A 17,853-nucleotide genomic window follows, 5' to 3' on the forward strand; every position below is an offset into this window, starting at 1 on the left:
TGCGGCGCGCCGCCGCCGGCGATGGCTCGCCCGACGCCGGTGCCGGCCGCGCGGTCGCACCGCCCCTGGCCGCCAGCGGAGCCGCCCTGCCCTGCGGACGCTGCCGCAGCCAGTCGCTGTAGCCGCCGACGTATTCCCCGACGCGGCCCGGCGCGCCGTCCTGCATCGCCAGGGTCGACGTCACCACGTTGTCGAGGAAGTCGCGATCGTGGCTGACCAGCAGCAGCGTGCCGGCGTACTCGCCCAGCAATTCCTCCAGCAGCTCCAGCGTTTCGACATCGAGGTCGTTGGTGGGCTCGTCCATCACCAGCAGGTTGGACGGCTGCGCGAACAATCGCGCCAGCAGCAGGCGGTTGCGCTCGCCGCCCGACAGCCGCGTGATCGGCGCGCGTGCGCGTTCGGGCGTGAACAGGAAATCCTGCAGGTAGCCGAGCACGTGCTTGCGGCGGCCGCCGATCTCGATGAAGTCGCGCCCCTCGGCGACGTTCTCGATCGCGTTCCAGTCCTCGCGCAGCGTCGCGCGGTACTGGTCGAAGTAGGCGACCTGCAACTGGGTTCCGCTCCTGATTTCGCCCGAATCGGGGGCCAGCTCGCCCAGCAGCAGCTTCAGCAGCGTGGTCTTGCCGCTGCCGTTGGGCCCGATCAGGCCGATGCGGTCGCCGCGCAGGATGGTGGTGCTGAAATCTTGCACGATCGGCTGCTCGCCATGGGCGAAGGACACGTCCCGCGCTTCGATGACCTTCTTGCCGGATGCGGCGCCCTGCGCGGTTTCCATGCGCACGTTGCCGGTCTGTTCGCGCCGCGCCGCACGCTCGTTGCGCATCGATTCCAGCCGCCGCACGCGGCCTTCGTCGCGGGTGCGGCGGGCCTTGATGCCCTGGCGGATCCAGACCTCCTCCTGCGCCAGCAGCTTGTCGAAGCGCGCGTTCTCCTGCGCTTCGGCATTGAGCCGCTCCTCGCGCCGGCGCTGGTAGTTGGCCCAGTCGCCGGGCCAGCTGGTGACCTGGCCGCGATCGATCTCGACGATCCGCGTGGCCAGCGCGCGCAGGAAGCGGCGGTCGTGGGTGACGAAGACGAGCGCCCCGGGCCAGCTCTTGAGGAAGCCCTCCAGCCAGTCGATCGCGGCGATGTCCAGGTGGTTGGTCGGCTCGTCCAGCAGCAGCAGGTCCGGCGCGCTGACCAGTGCGCGCGCCAGCAGCACGCGGCGCTTCATGCCACCGGACAGGCGCGCGAACGCGGCTTCACCGTCCAGCCCCAGGCGTTCGAGCACCTCGTTCACGCGCTGGTCGAGCAACCAGCCGTCGGCTTCTTCGATCTTCGCCTGCACCTGGGCCAGGGCGCGGGTATCGACCGGATCGGCATGGCTGAGGTGGTGGAACTGCGCCAGTTGCGCGCCCAGCTCGCCCAGGCCGTCGGCGACCACGTCGAACACCGCGCCGCGCGCATCGGCCGGGACCTCCTGCTCCAGCCGCGCCACGCGACGGCCGCCTTCGATCCGGAACTGGCCATCGTCGGGCTTCAGTTCCCCGGCCAGCAGCTTGAGCAGGGTGGATTTGCCGGCGCCATTGCGCCCGATCAGGGCGATCCGCTCGCCGGGATCGATGACCAGGTCGACGTGGTCGAGCAACAGGGGGCCGCCGACGCTGTAGTCGACGTCGTGCAGGGTAAGGATCGGCATGTGCGTAGTTTAACTGGCACCGCGATCGCCCATTCCCGGCGCCCGCGCGCCGGTGTAGGCTCATCCTGCTGTCAGGCCACCACCAAAGCGGAGTGCGACATGAGCAAGGGCATGGACCAGAAGAAGACCGAAAAGAAGAAACCCGAAAAGTCGCTCAAGGAAAAACGGGCGGCCAAGAAGGAAAAGAAAGCCGGCAAATGAGCCGGCTTTTTTTTGGCCACCGGTCCATTGGTTTTCGTAGGAGCGGCTTTAGCCGCGAGCTTTTCCGACGATTCGGGATTCTGGATTCCGGCAAGAGCTCGCGGCTGAAGCCGCTCCTATCGGAATCTCAGGAACTGCAGGACAACATCGAGCAGCCGGCGCGTTCGCGTGCCCAGTCCGGGCGCCTGGCGGCGAAGGCATCGCGGCCCGGCTGGTCGTCGTACGGCCGCCGCATGACGTCGAGCAGTTCGACGATGCCGGCGTCGTCGCCCTGCTCCGCGCGGTCGATCGCCTGCTGCGCGAGGTAGTTGCGCAGCACGTAGCGGGGGTTGGCGGCATCCATCCGCGCGCGACGTGCGGACGGCGGGGTTCCGTCGCTGCGTAGCCGCGTGGCGTAACGCGCGAGCCATGCGTCGAATCCGGCACGCGTGGCCTCGCGCTTGCCGGCGTCGTAGAAGGCGTCGGCCAATGGCTCCAGCGAGGGCGCATCGATATCGATGCCCGCCAGTGCGCGGAAGAAGAGCGTCATGTCCACCTCGCCTTCGTGCAACAGCGCGTGCAGGTCCTGCATCAGCACCACGTCCGCGTCGCCGCATCCGGCCAGGCCGAGCTTGCGCGCGACGTTGTCGCGATCGGCGGCGACGAAGGCATCGTTGAACCGCTGCAGGCCGTCGCGCAAAGGCGCCGGATCGGCGAACAGCGGCGACAGCGCATGCGCCAGCCGGGTCAGGTTCCAATAGGCGATCTTCGGCTGCCAGCCGAAACGGTAGCGCCTGCCGTGGGCATCGGTGGTGTTGGGCGTCCAGTCCGGATTGAAATCATCGATCCAGCCGTACGGGCCGTAATCGATCGTCAATCCGAGGATGGACATGTTGTCGGTGTTCATCACCCCGTGGACGAAGCCCACCCGCATCCACTGCGCCACCATCCGCGCCGTGCGCTCGGCCACTTGCGCGAACCATTCAGCATCGCGTTGTCCGTCCGCCACCGGCAGCGCCGCAAGCTGCGGGTAATCGCGCGCGATGCAGAAGTCGACCAGTTGCCGCAGCAGCGCCGCATCGCCGCGCGAAGCCGGCAGTTCGAAATGCCCGAAGCGCAGGAACGACGGCGCCACCCGGCACACCACCGCGCCGGGTTCGGCGCGCGGATGGCCGTCGTAGAACATGTCGCGCACCACCGCCTCACCGGTGACGACCAGGCTCAGGGCGCGCGTGGTGGGGACGCCGAGATGGTGCATCGCCTCGCTGCACAGGAACTCGCGCACCGACGAGCGCAGCACCGCGCGTCCGTCCGCGCTGCGCGAATACGGCGTCGGCCCGGCGCCCTTGAGCTGCAGTTCCCAGCGCGCGCCGCCAGCATCGATGGCTTCGCCCAGCGTGATCGCACGCCCGTCGCCGAGCTGGCCCGCCCAATGACCGAACTGGTGGCCACCGTAGTTGGATGCGAACGGCTGCATGCCAGGCAGCAGCGCATTGCCGGCGAAGACCGCGGCGAACTCCGGCGACGCGACCTCGGCTTCGCTGAATCCCAGCGCCGCCGCCATGTCGCGCGAATGCGCCACCAGCCGCGGCGCGGACACGGGCTCGGGATCGACCTGCGACCACAGCGCGCCATGCACCTGGCGCAGTCGCGGGCCCGTCTCGGGGTCGGCCGGCAATTCGGCCACGAAGCGGTTGTCGAAGTGGAGCATTGGGGGATTGGACCACGCGCGGCGCGAAGGCGGCGACGCAGGTGCGATCATGGCGGGATGACCGAGCCTGCCGCGCCACCTGAATTCACCGACCTGCCACTGGATCCGGCGCTGTTCCAGGGCCTGGACGCCCTGGGCCACGTGCGGATGACGCCGATCCAGGCGATGAGCCTGCCCGCGTTGATCGAGGGCCGCGACGTGATTGCCCAAGCCCCGACCGGCAGCGGCAAGACCGCCGCCTTCGGGTTGGGCCTGCTGCAGCGGCTGGATCCCACGCAGACCCAACTGCAGGCGCTGGTGCTGTGCCCGACCCGCGAGCTCGCCGACCAGGTCAGCAAACACCTGCGCAAGCTCGCCACCGGGATCGCCAACCTGAAGCTGCTCACGCTCACCGGCGGCATGCCGCTGGGCCCGCAACTGGCGTCGCTGGCGCACGAACCGCATGTCGTGGTCGGTACACCGGGCCGGGTGCAGGAACTGATCGAGAAGCAGGCGCTCCACCTGCGCGGGGTGCGCACCGTGGTGCTCGACGAAGCCGATCGGATGCTCGACATGGGCTTCGGCGAGGCGATCCGGCTGATCATCGCGCGGGCACCGAAAGCCCGGCAGACGCTGCTGTTTTCCGCGACCTGGCCCGAGGCGATCCGCGAGATCGGCCGCAAATACCAGCGCGATCCTCTGGAAGTCTCGGTCGAGAGCGCCGCCGGCCAGGCGCCGATCGAGCAGCACTTCTTCGAAGTCGACGCCGAGCAGAAACCGGCGGCGCTCGCCGGCCTGCTGCTCGAACACAACCCGGAATCGGCGGTCGTCTTCTGCAACATGCGCCGCGACGCCGACGAGGTCGCCGGCTCGCTCGCGCACGTCGGCTTCTCGGCCGCGGCGCTGCACGGCGACATGGAGCAGCGCGACCGCGACGAGGTGTTGGTGCGCTTCGGCAACCGCAGCTGCAACGTGCTGGTCGCCAGCGACGTCGCCGCCCGCGGCCTGGACATCGAGGACCTCGCCGCCGTCGTCAATTACGAGTTGCCTACCGATGCGGACGTCTACCTGCATCGCATCGGCCGCACCGGGCGCGCCGGCAAGGGCGGCCTGGCGCTGAGCCTGGTGGCGCCGCGCGAGATGCCACGCGCGCTGCAGCTCGAAGCGCAGCAGGGCGCGCCACTGCGCTGGAGCCGACCCACGCTGGCCAACCTGCGCAACTGCCAGGCGCCACCGGCGGCGATGGCGACGCTGCGCATCGATGCCGGGCGCACCGACAAACTGCGCCCGGGCGACATCGTCGGCGCGCTGACCGGCGACGCCGGGCTGAAGGCCGACGCGATCGGCAAGATCGACGTCTTCGCCACCCGCAGCTACGTCGCCATCGCCCGCAGCCAGGTCGACAAGGCGCTGGCGCGGCTGCAGGCGGGGCGGATCAAGAACCGCAATTTCCGCGTCCGCAGGATCTAGCCCAGGCGGCGCAAACGGCGGCGCGACGCCCCTTGCCCTAGACTAGGCGCCACTGTTTCCGGAGATTGCCGATGGCGAAGCCCAACTATTCGTTCGAAAAGCGCCAGCGCGAGATCGCCAAGAAGAAGAAGCAGGACGAGAAGGCGGCCAAGAAGCAGTCCGCCAAGGACGCCGCCAACCCGCCAGCCGAGCCGGGCCGCGACCCCGGCGCCAGCCACACGCCGTAAGCCGCACCGGCCAGCCGCGAGGCGGCGCCGCCTCGGAACACACCTTCGATCCATCGGGCTGGCGCCCCCGGCGCCGCTCCCGTCGCCCGTCCGTGAGCCGCCCCGGCCACGGCGCCGCGTAAACTTCCCGCTTCCCCCTTGTCCGGGATTCCCGGCCCATGAGAGTGCCATGAGCGCCGACGCTGCCCCGTCCCCGTCCATCAAATTCACCGACCTCGGCCTGCCCGAGCCGCTGCTGCGCGCGCTGGCCGATGTCGGCTACGAGTCGCCCTCCCCGATCCAGGCCGCGACCATCCCGCCGCTGCTGGCCGGCCGCGACGTGCTCGGCCAGGCACAGACCGGCACCGGCAAGACCGCCGCGTTCGCGCTGCCGATCCTGGCGCGGATCGATCCGGCCCAGCACAAGCCGCAGGCGCTGGTGCTGGCGCCGACCCGCGAGCTGGCAATCCAGGTCGCCGAGGCCTTCCAGAAATACGCCAGCCACCTGCCCGGCTTCCACGTGCTGCCGATCTACGGTGGCCAGAGCTACGGGCCGCAGTTGAGCGCGCTCAAGCGCGGCGTGCATGTCGTGGTCGGCACCCCAGGACGCGTCATCGACCATCTCGAGCGCGGCTCGCTGGACCTGTCGCAGCTGCGCTGCCTGGTGCTGGACGAAGCCGACGAAATGCTGCGCATGGGCTTCATCGACGACGTCGAAACGGTGCTGAAGAAGGTGCCGTCCACGCGCCAGGTCGCCTTGTTCTCGGCCACCATGCCGTCGCAGATCCGTCGCATCGCGCAGACCTACCTGGTCGATCCGGTCGAGATCGCGATCAAGTCCAGCACCACCACCGCGACCAACATCCGCCAGCGCTACTGGATGGTCAGCGGCGTCAACAAGCTCGACGCGCTGACGCGGATCCTGGAAGCCGAGCCCTTCGACGGCATGCTGGTGTTCTCGCGCACCAAGCTCGGCGCGCAGGAACTGGCGGAAAAACTCGCCGCGCGCGGGATGTCGGCGGCTGCGATCCACGGCGACGTCGAGCAGAAGCAGCGCGAGCGGATGGTGCAGTCGCTCAAGGATGGCCGCATCGACATCCTGGTCGCGACCGATGTCGCCGCGCGCGGGCTGGACGTCGACCGCATCAGCCACGTGCTGAATTACGACATCCCCTACGACACCGAAAGCTACGTCCACCGCATCGGCCGCACCGGCCGTGCCGGGCGCAGCGGCGAGGCGATCCTGTTCGTCGCCCCGCGCGAACGCGGCATGCTGGGTGCGATCGAGCGCGCGACGCGGCAGAAGATCGAGCCGATGCAGCTGCCCAGCGTCGATGCGGTCAACGAGAAGCGCGTCGGCAAGTTCCTCGGCAAGATCGGCGCGGCGCTGGAAAGCAGCGACCTGTCGGAATTCCGCGAACTGGTCGAGCGCTACGAACGCGAACACGACGTGCCGGCAGTGGATATTGCCGCCGCACTGGCGAAGATGGTCCAGGGCAAGACGCCGTTGCTGCTGCAGGCGCCACCGGAGCCGCCGCGCTACGAGCGCGCGCCCCAACCCGGGAGCGAGCGCACCGCGCGCGGACGCATGCCGCGCGATGCGCGCGTGCATTCCGAAGCGGGCTCCGCCCGGCACGCCGATCGCCAGTTCACGCCGCCCGCGCCCGCGTCCCACCCGCCTGCGTCGCACGCGCCGCCAGCCAATCGCAATGCGGGCGAATCGTTGTTTGCCGACGACAAGCCCGCCGCGCGCCCGCGCCGCGAGGCGCCCGAGGTCGGCATGGAGACTTTCCGGATCGAAGTGGGCCACGCCCACGGCGTGCAGCCGGGCAACATCGTCGGCGCGATCGCCAACGAGGCGGACCTGGAAAGCCGCTTCATCGGCCGCATCGACATCCGCGACGACTACAGTCTCGTCGACCTGCCCGAAGGCATGCCGCGCGAAATCATGGACCTGCTGAAGAAGGTCCGCGTCGCCGGCCAGCCGCTTCGGATCCAGCGCGCCGGACCCGACGACGCCGATGCCTCGCGGGGCCGCGGCCAGCCTCCGCATGTCGCGCGCGGACCACGACCCGGCGCCGGCAAGAGCAACGCCGCTGGTCCGCGCAAGTCTGCCTTCGCCAAGCCCGGTTTTCCCAGGCGCGACAAGCCGCGCCCGCCGCGGGGCAGCTGATCGTGGCACTCAAGGCCACCGTGTTCCGCGCCGAGTTGCAGGTCAGCGACATGGACCGGCACTACTACGCGACGCACGCACTGACGCTCGCGCGGCATCCGTCGGAAACCGACGAGCGGCTGATGGTGCGGCTGCTCGCGTTCGCGCTGTTTGCGGACGAGCGCCTGGAATTCGGGCGTGGGTTGTCCAGCGACGACGAGCCGGACCTGTGGCTGAAATCACGCAGTGGCGAGATCGAGCTGTGGATCGACCTCGGCCAGCCCGACGACTCGCGCATCCGCAAGGCCTGCGGGCGCGCGGAGCAGGTCGTCGTCATCAATTACAGCGGCCGCGCCGCCGACCTGTGGTGGGACAAGGTATCCGCCGCGGTGTCGCGCTGCGGCAACCTCACGGTGATCGACATCGCACCGGCCACGGTGGCCTCCCTGGCCGCGCTGGCCGATCGCGGCATGCGCCTGCAATGCATGATCCAGGACGGCCAGGCCGAACTGTATTTCGAAGGCAGCAGCGTCGCGGTCGAGAAGACCGTGCGGATGGCGCCGGCCGAACGGGTGTCCTGAGCCGGTGGACCGCGCGGCGGCGGGGACGACCTTCGATGCGATCGTCATCGGCGGGGGTGCGGCGGGGCTGATGTGCGCGCTCACCGCCGGCCAGCGCGGACGCCGCGTGCTGGTGGTGGAACACGCCAACCGCGTCGGCAAGAAGATCCTGATGTCCGGCGGCGGGCGCTGCAATTTCACCAATACCGGCACGTCGCCTGCGAATTTCCTCTCCGCAAACCCTCACTTCTGCAAATCCGCGTTGGCGCGCTACACGCCGTGGGATTTCATTGCGATGGTCGAGCGCCACGGCATCGCGTATCACGAGAAGGAACTCGGGCAGCAGTTCTGCGACGAGTCCTCGAAGCAGATCGTGGCGATGCTGCTCGAGGAGTGCGCGCGCGCGGGCGTGCGGATCGAAACCAGCTGCAGCGTCGAGCGCGTGCAGCACGGCACGGGTGGTTTCCACCTGCACACCACGCGCGGCCTCTTCAGCGCAGCGGCGCTGGTGGTGGCCAGCGGCGGGCTGTCGATCCCGAGCATGGGCGCGAGCGGATTCGGGTATGCGCTGGCGCGCCAGTTCGACCACGCCGTGCTGCCGACGCGCGCCGGGCTGGTGCCGCTCACGCTCAGCGGCAAGCACCAGGAGCGGCTGGCGGACCTGAGCGGCGTGGCGCTGCCGGTGCAGGCGCGTTGCAACGGCGCGGCGTTCGACAACTTCATGCTGCTCACGCACCGCGGCGTCAGCGGCCCGGCGATCCTGCAGGTGTCTTCCTACTGGCAACCGGGCGACGACCTGCGGCTGGACCTGCTGCCGGGACGCGATGCGCTGGAGACCTTGCAGCAACTGCAGGCCGAGCGGCCTGCGGCGGAACTCAAGACCGTGCTCGGCGAACTGCTGCCCAAGCGCTTCGCGCAACGCCTGTGCGAACACTGGCTGGCGAACCGGCCGATGAAGCAGTTCACCGGCCCCCAGCTGCGCGGGATCGCCGTGCAGCTGTCCGACTGGCCGCTGGTCGCCAGCGGCACCGAGGGCTACCGCACCGCCGAAGTCACGCTGGGCGGTGTCGATACCGACCAGCTGTCGTCGACGACGATGCAATCGCGGCTGCTGCCGGGATTGTTTTTCATCGGCGAGGTCGTCGATGTCACCGGCTGGCTGGGCGGCTACAACTTCCAGTGGGCGTGGGCGTCGGGGCATGCGGCAGGGATGGCGCTGTGAGCGACGCGCCCATGCCGCGGGTCGCGGTCATCGGCGGCGGCCCCGCCGGGTTGATGGCGGCCGAGACCGTGCGCGCCGCGGGCTTCGAGGTCGATCTGTTCGAGGCCAAGGGCTCGGTCGGACGCAAGTTCCTCATCGCCGGCAAGGGTGGGCTCAACCTCACCCATTCCGAAGCACGCCCCGCATTCGATGCGCGCTACGGCGCGCGCCAGGCACGGGTCGCGCGCTGGCTGGATGGATTCGACGGCGATGCGCTGCGCGGATGGGCGCGGGAGCTGGGGGTCGAGACCTACGTCGGCAGCTCGGGCCGCGTGTTCCCGATGGATCGCAAGGCGGCGCCGTTGCTGCGCGGCTGGGTGCGACGCCTGCGCGATGCCGGCGTGCGCTTCCATGTGCAGCATCGCTGGCTCGGCTGGGACGGACACGCGTTGCGCTTCGAAACCCCTGCCGGCGACACGCGCGCCGCCGCCGATGCCGTCGTCCTGGCGCTCGGCGGTGGCAGCTGGCCGCAGCTGGGATCCGACGGCGCGTGGGTACCGATGCTGGGCGCGCATGGCGTCGACATCGCGTCGCTGCGGCCGTCCAACTGCGGCTTCGATATCGGTTGGAGCCCGCATTTCGCCGCGCGTCACGCCGGTGCGCCGTTGAAACCGGTGGTTGCGCACTGGCGCGATGCGGACGGGCGCGAGCAATCGCTGCAAGGCGAATGCGTCGTCACCGCAACGGGCATCGAAGGCAGTCTCTTCTACGCGCTATCGGCGCAGCTGCGCGATGCGATCGGCGAAGACGGCAGCGCCCTGCTCCACCTCGACCTCGCGCCAGGCCGCGACCTGCAGCGGCTCGAAGCCGCCCTGGACAAAGCGCGCGCGGGTCGTTCGCTCAGTGAGCATCTGCGTCGGCAGGCCGGCATCACCGGCGTCAAGGCTGCGCTGGTGTACGAAATCCTCGGCCGCGATGCCGGCGACGACGTCGCGCGACTGGCGTCCATCATCAAGCGCCTGCCGCTGCGCCTGCTGCGCCCACGACCGGTGGCCGAAGCGATCAGCAGCGCGGGTGGCGTGCGCCTGGAAGCGATGACGCCATCGCTGATGTTGTCCGCGATGCCCGGCGTGTTCTGCGCTGGCGAGATGCTGGACTGGGAAGCGCCGACCGGCGGCTACCTGCTGACCGCGTGTTTCGCCAGCGGCCGCATCGCCGGCCTGGGCGCTATCGACTGGCTCAGGGCGCATCCACCAGCGGCATGAGCGCGGGATCCAGCGCGACGCGCTCGTCGAAGACGAAGCAGCGCCCTTCGTAACCGGCACCGCCGACCTGCTCGAAGTAGCCAAGGATGCCGCCGTCCAGCTGCAGGACGTTGTCCATGCCGTCGCCCTGCAGCCACAACGCGGCCTTCTCGCAACGGATGCCACCGGTGCAGAAACTGACCACGGTGGCATCGCGCAAGGCCTCGCGATGTGGGGCGAGTGCCTCGGGCAACTCGGTGAAGTTGTCGATCGGCAGCGCCAGCGCCCCAGCGAACGTGCCGTGGGCGACTTCCTCGCGATTGCGCGTGTCCAGCAGCACCAGCTGGCGGCCGTTGTCGTCGGCGCCGCGTTCGATCCAGCGCGCGAGCGTCCTTGGCGCCACCGTCGGTGCGCGGGCATCCAGCGGCGAGGCGCCATCGCGGCGGAAGGCGATGATTTCCGGCTTGACCTTGGCCTTGAGCCGCGCGAACGGCTGCGCACGGCTCCAGCTTTCCTTCACCCGGATGGAACCCAATCGGGGGTCGGCGCGCAGCGTGTCGAGGAAGCTCCGCACCTGCGGCTCGTCGCCGGCCAGGAACAGGTTGATCCCCTCGCCGGCCACCAGGATCGTGCCGCGCAGGCCCAGCGCAGCGGCTCGTCCGTGCAACGTCTCGGCCAGCGCAGCCGGCTCATCGATGCGGACGAAATGGTAGGCAGCGAGATTGAGCAGCATGCGCACCATTTTAGCGTCCGGTAGGAGCGGCTTCAGCCGCGAGCTCTTCGAGCGCTTGCCAGCACCATTCCAGGCGAAGACCTCGCGGCTGAAGCCCCGCTCCTACGAAAAAACGGATCCGGCTTCCGATGCGTCAGGAATCGAAGACCAGGCTGCAGCAGGTCACCGCGCCTTCGGCTTTCTGCAGTTCCGAGATGTCGACCGGCACGACGTCGATGCCGGCATCCTCGAGCCGTCGCCGCGTGCGCGGGAAGCAGGCCGGGTGGATCACGCTGCCGCCGATGCGCAACGCGTTGGCGGCATGCGCCTCCTCCGGGTCGACTTCGATCAGGCGGTAGCCGGCGAAGAAACCCGCGTCGACCCACGCCGGCTGCACCAGCAGGACGCCATCGGCCACCTGCGTGACCGCGGATTTCAGGTGCAGGCACTCGCGCGTCGGAACCGCGACGACCTGGAAACCAAAGCGCGCAAGCAACGCACGCAGCTGTGCGATCCCATCGCTGTTGCTGCGCGCGCCATGGCCGACGTAGACCGTGCCGCCGACCACCAGCACGTCGCCACCGTCGAGCGTGCCGGGCGCCTCGATCCGCAGCAGCGGGCGCCAGGACTGCAGCACGTCGGCGACCGACGCGCCTTCGTCCCGCCGCGACGCCGCTCCGGGGCGCGTCATGACCGCGACCTCCGGCAATACGATGGCGACATCCTCGACGAAGACCGCGTCGGGCATGTGCGCCTGCGCCGGCAGCGCGACGACGCGGCAGCCGAGCGATGCAAGGGCGTGCCGGTAGGCCTCGTGCTGGGCGACCGCGCGCTCGACATCGATGGGTTCGCGCGAGACGAAGGAGAGTTCGCAACCGGCCAGGCTCGGGCTGACATCACGGGTGATGGCGATCATCGTGCCTGGCCCAGCCACGAGGAGTGGGTTGTCGGGGGCGTTTTCATCGGCCAAGCGTAGCCGAGCCGCGGTCGCCGCGCGCTACCAGCGGCCCGGATCGGGCCTGACCCGGAACGCGCAGCTGATCCGCGGACCCACGGGCGTGGCGAGCTTGGGAATGCCATGGTCGAAATGCAGCTGCGAGGCATGGCTCATCACCAACAGGCTGCCCGGCTCCAGGTCCAGGCGCCACGCGCGACGCTTGCCCCCGGCAACCGACGGCTGCTTCTCACGGATGTCCATCCGTCGGGCGGCGCCCAGCGAAAGCAGGACGATGGGATGGCCGGGGACGATGCCGTGCAGCTTGTCGTTGTGCGGGGCGACGCTGTCGCGGCCGTCGCGGTAGTAGTTGAGGCCGACGTGGTTGAATTCGACGCCGGTCGCCTCGCCCACGGCGCATGCCGCCTCGCGCAGCGCGTCCGGCAGCGATGGACTTGCCAGCGCGAAGCCGCCGGTCAGCCGCGGCACGTCGACGACGCGGTCGTACATCGGCCGCCGCTGGGCATGCCAGCCGACGGCGTCGCGGATCTGCTCGAACCACCGCGACGCGCACGCGGCATCCACCGCATCGGGCAGGTAGCGGATCCCGCCCTCGGCATCCTCGGCCAGGACGCGTGGCTCGGCGGCGAACAGGGCGTTCTGCGACATCCCGCCACTGTGGGGCTGGCGCTTCGCAGATCCTGCGATGGCCGCGCTCGCCGGCAGGCGCGTTCAGCGCGGTGTCAGCACGCTGACCGGTTCAGGCGGCCTTGCGTCCCGACACGACAGGCACATGCCAGACCGCGTATTGCGGCGGGGTCAGGATGGCGTCGATCATGTGGTCGAATTCGCGTCGCACCACGTCAACCTCGCGTCCGCCGGCGGTGGCCAGCGATTCGGTGTAGCCGTCGCGCCAGGCGCCGATGATGCCGGCGAAGGTTTCGCGCGCGACCCGCAGCGTGTCGACGATGACGTAGTCGATCGCGATGCCGGAATAGCCGGCCTGCTGCAGCAGCGTCGGCGAGTGGCGGCCGATGCGGCCGTCGCAGCCGATGCTGGCGAGGAAGCCGATCGCGTCGCGGTTCCAGAAGCGGTCCGGGTCGAAGCCGTCCTCGCGCGGCAGCGCCGGGAACTGCAGCATCCCGTAATCCTCCGACAGCAGGTGCAGCCACCCACCAGGCTTGAGTACCCGGGTGATCTCGGCCAGTACCAGGCCGAAGTCCGGCACCGCCTGCGACATGTGCCGGCAGACCACCAGGTCGAGGCTGGCATCGGCGATATCGAGCGCGAAGGCGTCGCCCTGCGCGTAGGCGATGCGATCGCCGAACGCCGTGCTGTCGCGACGCGCGCGTGCGAGGTTGTTTTCGAGGATGTCGATGCCGAGCAGCGAGGCCTGCGGATAACGCTCGGCGAGGCGGCGCGTGATCTCGCCGGTGCCGCAGCCCAGGTCGAGGATGCGCAGCGCGCCGGACAGCCGGTAGCGGTCGAACAGGGCCTGCTCCTGCGGCCAGATCGCCTGCGCCTGGTGCGCCAGGTTGCGCGCCATCGACTCGTCGCCCATCTGTTCGGCCTGCGGATTGCGCTCTGACTTCATCGGATGGCGTCCTGTCGTATCGAAGCGTCAATCATGCTCCGGCTTGACCGTGAGCAATGCGAACAAGGTCAGCAGCGCCGCGGCCGAGAGGTAATAGCCCACCGATTGCAGGCCATGCCGCGTCGCCAGCCAGGTGGCGATGTACGGCGCGACCGAGGCGCCGAGGATGCCCGACAGGTTGAAGCACAGCGACGAGCCGGTGTAGCGCACGGCGGCCGGGAACATCTGCGCCAGCAGCGTCCCGATCGGGCCGTAGGTCAGCCCGGTGAGCGTCATCCCGATCGCGAGGAAGACCAGCGCCTCGCCGGGACTGGCGGAAACGAACAACGGCGCGAAGACCAGCCCGTAAACGCCGATCGCCACCGTCGCCACCAGCATCGCGCCACGGCTGCCGATGCGCCGGGCGAGCACCGCCGACAGCGGGATCGCCCCGGCAAAGCACACCACCGCGGCCATTTCCAGCCAAAGGAACTGCTCGCGCGAATACCCCAGTCGCGACGTACCCCAGCTCATCGCGAACACCGACACCAGGTAGAACACCAGGAAGGTCGCGATCGATCCGAAAGTGCCCGCGAGCAGCGTGCGTGGATGGCGCACGAAGACCTCCCGCATCGGCAGGCGGACGCGTTGCTCGCGATCGATCACGCGTTGGAATTCCGGGGTTTCGTTGATGCGCAGCCGGATCCACAGCCCGACGGCGACCAGCACCGCGCTGCCGATGAACGGCAGGCGCCAGCCCCACGACAGGAACGCGCGGTCGTCCAGCGTCGCCGACATGAGCAGGAAGGTGCCGTTGGCGAGGAAGAACCCCAGGGGCGCGCCGAGTTGCGGAAACATCCCGAACCACGCGCGCTTTCCCGGTGGCGCGTTCTCGGTGGCCAGCAGCACGGCGCCGCCCCACTCGCCGCCCAGGCCCAGGCCCTGGCCGAGCCGGCACAAGGCCAGCAGCACCGGCGCGGGGACGCCGATGCTCGCGTAGCCCGGCAGCAGGCCGATCACCACCGTCGACACGCCCATCGTCAGCAGCGCCGCGACCAGCGTCGCCTTGCGGCCGACGCGGTCGCCGAAGTGCCCGAACAGCGCCGAGCCCACGGGACGGGCGACGAACGCCAGCGCAAAAGTCGCGAACGACTGCAGGATGGCGGTAGTCGGATCACTGCCGGGGAAAAACAGCTGCGGGAATACCAGCACCGCCGCGGTGGCGTAGCTGTAGAAGTCGAAGAACTCGATCGTGGTTCCGATCAGGCTCGCGAACAGCACCCGGCCGGTGGCGTTGGCCGGCGCCATGCCATCCGCGTTCAAACCGGCGCCTGCAATGGATTGATTGGACTTCCCCTTGTCATTCGCCACCCCGTGGTTCGTGGGCTGAACGCTTCCCCGCGCGCATCCAGCGGGCGATTCTGCCATCCGGCGCCGGCATGGCGCACGCCGCATGGCCGGATGCCTTCGACCGCCAATACGGGACATGAATGGGGCCGGCCGGACTCAGATGTCGTTAAGTCCCGCGGCCGTGTAGTGCATCCCGAGGCAGGAATCGCCTGCCCGCGACCACGAGGACGCCATGAATATTTCCAGCGCACATCGCACCGCGGTCTCGCTCGCCATCGGCGCCGCACTTGCTTTCGGCATGGGTGCGCCCGCCCTGGCGCGCGACAACCCCGGCAATCCGCATGGCCATGCAGCGGCCCACCCGGCGTCCACGGCGCAGGATGAGCGCGGGGACGCGCGCAAGGCACGCCAGCAGGCCGCGACCCGTCAGCGCGAACAGGCACAGGCGCGCGCTGATCGCGAGCGCGCCGAGCAATCGCAGGCACGCGAGCACGCGGCGCAGGCCCGGGCCGAGCGTGCGCTAGCCAACCAGCGCCAGGCCCATGAGCGTGCCCAGGCCGCTCAGGCGCGGGCCGAACGCGCACGCGCTGAGGCCAGCCAGCGACAGGCGCAGGTGCGCCGCTCACAGGCCGAGCGTGCCCGAGCCATCACCGAGCAGGCACGCGCCCGCGACGCTGCACGACGTGCGGACAGCCAGCGTGCAGCGGCGCAGCAGCGTGCGGCCGCCGCACGCGCCACCAGCGCACGCGCCACGGCCGAGCGGGCCCGTGCAGACACGCAACGCGAGCGCGCCGAACGTGAGCGCGATGCGGTGCACGCGCCTGCCGAGCGGCATGCCGCGCAGATCCATCATGCCGATGCCGTGCGCCTGCCTGGCACGCGGGTCTCCGAACCGCGCAAGGTCGACGCCGTGCGCGACCGGATCTACCGCGAGCAGGATCGCCAGCGCGATCTCGACCGCGCCCGGCAGCAGCGGCTGAGCCAACAGGAGCAGCAGCGACTGGTCGAACGCCAGCGCCAGCAGGCCCAGGAGTACCACCGTCGCTTCGAAGCGCGCCAGGCACTGGAACGCCAGCACGCCGCGCGCCTGCAGCGCGAACACCGCCTGGCCCAGTACCGCTACCAGCAGCGGTACGACCAGCGCCTGCGTGAACAACGCGCGCGGATGGAATCCCGGCGCTGGAACTACGCCAACGATCCGTACTTCTACACCCCGGCCAGCTATCGCTACTCGTGGGGCGGCAACTGGTACCAGACCAACCGCTACGGCGCCGACCTGCTGCGCCAGGCGATCAACTACGGATATGGCGAAGGCCTGCGCGCGGGCCGTGCCGATCGCATGGACCGCTGGCACGGCGATTACCGTAGTTCGTACGCCTACCAGGATGCGAACTACGGCTACGCTGGCTATTACGTGAGCCAGCCGGAATACAACTACTATTTTCGCCAGGGCTTCCAGCGCGGCTACGAGGACGGCTACTACCGCCGTGACCGGTACGGCCGCTATGACGACAACTACGACAGCGCCAACATCCTGCAGGCGGTCCTGGCCGTGATCCTGAACCTACAGCCGTTGGGCTGATCGCTAACTCGTTACAATGGCGCGCGGACCACACCCGCGCGCCATTTCTTTATCCGGCAGTCGCAGCGCGAGCCGCGCCCTCCTCCGCCCGCTCGACAACCGACGGCAGCCCGCAAGCTTGTCCATCCCACACCCCTCGTTCGTCCTCCCCGCCGCCGCTTCGACAGCGATCGGCCAGCCATGAGCGCGGACTACAGCCACGACACGGACGATACCGACGACAGCGCCGTCAACATCGATCCCGGCGTGTCCTGCCAGGGTTGCGATGCCGTGTGCTGCCGCCTCACGGTCGTGGTGATGCCCGACGACATCGTGCCCCGGCACCTGGTTGAGCGCACCGCGAAAGGACTTGAAGTCATGGCGCGCGACGAGGAAGGCTGGTGCGTGGCCGTCGACCATCGGCACATGCACTGCAGCATCTACGACCAGCGGCCTGCCATCTGCCGCAAGTTCGCGATGGGAAGCGAGCACTGCCGCAGTGAGCGCTCGGCATACCGGGAGCTCGTGGCTCTCGGCATTCCGCTGACGGTTGTCGGCTGAGCATGATCGATCCGCGATCATCCTTCTTTTCGAAAGCGCCCCAGGGCTACGCCCCGTAGCCCGGTCAAGCGCAGCGCGCCCGGGACCGTCGCCACCGCGACCTCGATCTCGTCATCGGCGACCACGTTCCCGCGGCGGATGGCCTGGCGCGAAGCGCTAGTGATGCATCAACAGCAGCGGCACCAGTGCGACGAGCCCCAGCAGCGCCAGGATGGCCAACAGGGTCAACACCACGCGCGCAGGTTCGCGGCGCAGCGTCGATGCAAACGTCTCGGCGCTGCCCTCCTGCACGGCCGTGGCGCGTTCGGCACGCGCGCGCTCGCGCCGCTGCACCTGGTAGTCCGCCATCAGCGCCTTGGCGCGCGCGAGATCCCGGTCGTGGGTCACCCAGATGCCACCGTAGGAAATCCCCCAGCGCAAAGGATGCGTCTCATAGAACTCGATGCCGTGCGTGCCGAGCATCGCCCGCACGTCCTCGACTTCATCCTCGAGCACCATCCGCAGGTTGAGCAGCAACTTGGACATGCGGCGATTCTAGCGCGGCAGCCGGGCGCCTTCCGAACCCACGGCAGGAGCGGCTTCAGCCGCGAGCTTTTTACGCATGCACGCCAGCGCGCCTGCCGTCACCGGCCCTGTTTGCGTTCCAGACCTTCGAAAGGGCTCGCGGCTGAAGCCGCTCCTGCCAAGGGCATGTTCGAAGCTTCCCAAAGCATGTTCGGAGGGCATGTCCACGCCGGCCCATGCACGCAGCGGCCTCACCTGCTGTTGGCGAGAATGCAGT

The 17,853-nt window shown here is 69.4% G+C and carries 16 protein-coding genes; 8 read left to right on the forward strand and 8 right to left on the reverse strand.

Annotated features, from left to right (window positions below; all coding sequences use genetic code 11):
* Together G7B67_RS04095 and G7B67_RS04100 are read right to left on the reverse strand one after the other, a co-directional pair.
* Nucleotides 1-1,678: ATP-binding cassette domain-containing protein (locus G7B67_RS04095; protein ID WP_166208276.1), on the reverse strand; the 1,678-nt coding region annotated here is incomplete at its 3' end.
* 328 nt (nucleotides 1,679-2,006) lie between these two features.
* Nucleotides 2,007-3,569, reverse strand: coding sequence for a protein adenylyltransferase SelO (locus tag G7B67_RS04100; protein ID WP_166208279.1), 1,563 nt, complete (start codon nucleotides 3,567-3,569; stop codon nucleotides 2,007-2,009).
* A gap of 57 nt (nucleotides 3,570-3,626) precedes the next feature.
* Between G7B67_RS04100 and dbpA the strand changes: the two genes are divergently transcribed.
* The 6 genes from dbpA to G7B67_RS04130 all read left to right on the forward strand — a co-directional run bounded on the left by dbpA (nucleotide 3,627) and on the right by G7B67_RS04130 (nucleotide 10,402).
* The gene (dbpA, locus tag G7B67_RS04105; protein ID WP_166208282.1) at nucleotides 3,627-5,018 is read left to right on the forward strand and encodes an ATP-dependent RNA helicase DbpA; all 1,392 of its coding nucleotides are present in this window, start codon (nucleotides 3,627-3,629) and stop codon (nucleotides 5,016-5,018) included.
* 71 nt (nucleotides 5,019-5,089) lie between these two features.
* Nucleotides 5,090-5,245, forward strand: a complete 156-nt coding sequence (locus G7B67_RS04110) for a hypothetical protein (RefSeq protein ID WP_166208285.1) — start codon at nucleotides 5,090-5,092, stop codon at nucleotides 5,243-5,245.
* 169 nt (nucleotides 5,246-5,414) lie between these two features.
* Entirely contained in the window at nucleotides 5,415-7,397 is a 1,983-nt protein-coding gene (locus tag G7B67_RS04115; RefSeq protein WP_166208288.1) for a DEAD/DEAH box helicase, read from the forward strand.
* 2 nt (nucleotides 7,398-7,399) lie between these two features.
* Nucleotides 7,400-7,957, forward strand: a complete 558-nt coding sequence (locus tag G7B67_RS04120; RefSeq protein ID WP_166208291.1) for a YaeQ family protein — start codon at nucleotides 7,400-7,402, stop codon at nucleotides 7,955-7,957.
* A gap of 4 nt (nucleotides 7,958-7,961) precedes the next feature.
* Entirely contained in the window at nucleotides 7,962-9,158 is a 1,197-nt protein-coding gene (locus tag G7B67_RS04125; protein ID WP_279303949.1) for a BaiN/RdsA family NAD(P)/FAD-dependent oxidoreductase, read from the forward strand.
* An 11-nt stretch (nucleotides 9,159-9,169) separates the two neighbouring features.
* Complete coding sequence (locus G7B67_RS04130) at nucleotides 9,170-10,402, forward strand: TIGR03862 family flavoprotein (protein WP_166208749.1); 1,233 nt, start codon at nucleotides 9,170-9,172, stop codon at nucleotides 10,400-10,402.
* Here G7B67_RS04130 and G7B67_RS04135 read toward each other — a convergent pair.
* The 5 genes from G7B67_RS04135 to G7B67_RS04155 form a co-directional block, all read right to left on the reverse strand.
* Nucleotides 10,377-11,114, reverse strand: coding sequence for a sulfurtransferase (locus tag G7B67_RS04135; protein ID WP_166208294.1), 738 nt, complete (start codon nucleotides 11,112-11,114; stop codon nucleotides 10,377-10,379). The genes G7B67_RS04130 and G7B67_RS04135 overlap by 26 nt on opposite strands.
* Nucleotides 11,115-11,247: 133 nt before the next feature.
* Nucleotides 11,248-12,009, reverse strand: coding sequence for a dimethylarginine dimethylaminohydrolase family protein (locus G7B67_RS04140; protein WP_166208297.1), 762 nt, complete (start codon nucleotides 12,007-12,009; stop codon nucleotides 11,248-11,250).
* Nucleotides 12,010-12,090: 81 nt separating this feature from the next.
* Entirely contained in the window at nucleotides 12,091-12,696 is a 606-nt protein-coding gene (locus tag G7B67_RS04145) for an alpha-ketoglutarate-dependent dioxygenase AlkB family protein (RefSeq protein ID WP_166208300.1), read from the reverse strand.
* A 91-nt stretch (nucleotides 12,697-12,787) separates the two neighbouring features.
* Nucleotides 12,788-13,621, reverse strand: a complete 834-nt coding sequence (locus G7B67_RS04150) for a class I SAM-dependent methyltransferase (protein WP_166208303.1) — start codon at nucleotides 13,619-13,621, stop codon at nucleotides 12,788-12,790.
* 27 nt (nucleotides 13,622-13,648) lie between these two features.
* Nucleotides 13,649-14,908, reverse strand: coding sequence for an MFS transporter (locus G7B67_RS04155; protein ID WP_166208306.1), 1,260 nt, complete (start codon nucleotides 14,906-14,908; stop codon nucleotides 13,649-13,651).
* Nucleotides 14,909-15,182: 274 nt separating this feature from the next.
* Between G7B67_RS04155 and G7B67_RS04160 the strand changes: the two genes are divergently transcribed.
* Nucleotides 15,183-16,532: a coiled-coil domain-containing protein gene (locus tag G7B67_RS04160; protein WP_166208309.1), complete on the forward strand. Its 1,350-nt coding sequence runs from the start codon at nucleotides 15,183-15,185 to the stop codon at nucleotides 16,530-16,532.
* A 180-nt stretch (nucleotides 16,533-16,712) separates the two neighbouring features.
* Nucleotides 16,713-17,072 (forward strand): YkgJ family cysteine cluster protein, encoded by a 360-nt coding sequence (locus G7B67_RS04165; protein ID WP_166208312.1) that lies wholly within the window; start codon nucleotides 16,713-16,715, stop codon nucleotides 17,070-17,072.
* A gap of 156 nt (nucleotides 17,073-17,228) precedes the next feature.
* On the opposite strand, the gene G7B67_RS04170 is transcribed toward G7B67_RS04165, so the two are convergent.
* Nucleotides 17,229-17,597 carry a DUF6164 family protein gene (locus tag G7B67_RS04170; protein WP_166208315.1) on the reverse strand — a complete coding sequence of 123 codons (369 nt, stop codon included), beginning with the start codon at nucleotides 17,595-17,597 and terminating at the stop codon, nucleotides 17,229-17,231.
* Nucleotides 17,598-17,853: the final 256 nt, after the last annotated feature.

The sequence above is a fragment of the Cognatiluteimonas telluris genome, from assembly GCF_011320095.1.
GTDB classification, from domain to species: domain Bacteria; phylum Pseudomonadota; class Gammaproteobacteria; order Xanthomonadales; family Xanthomonadaceae; genus Cognatiluteimonas; species Cognatiluteimonas telluris.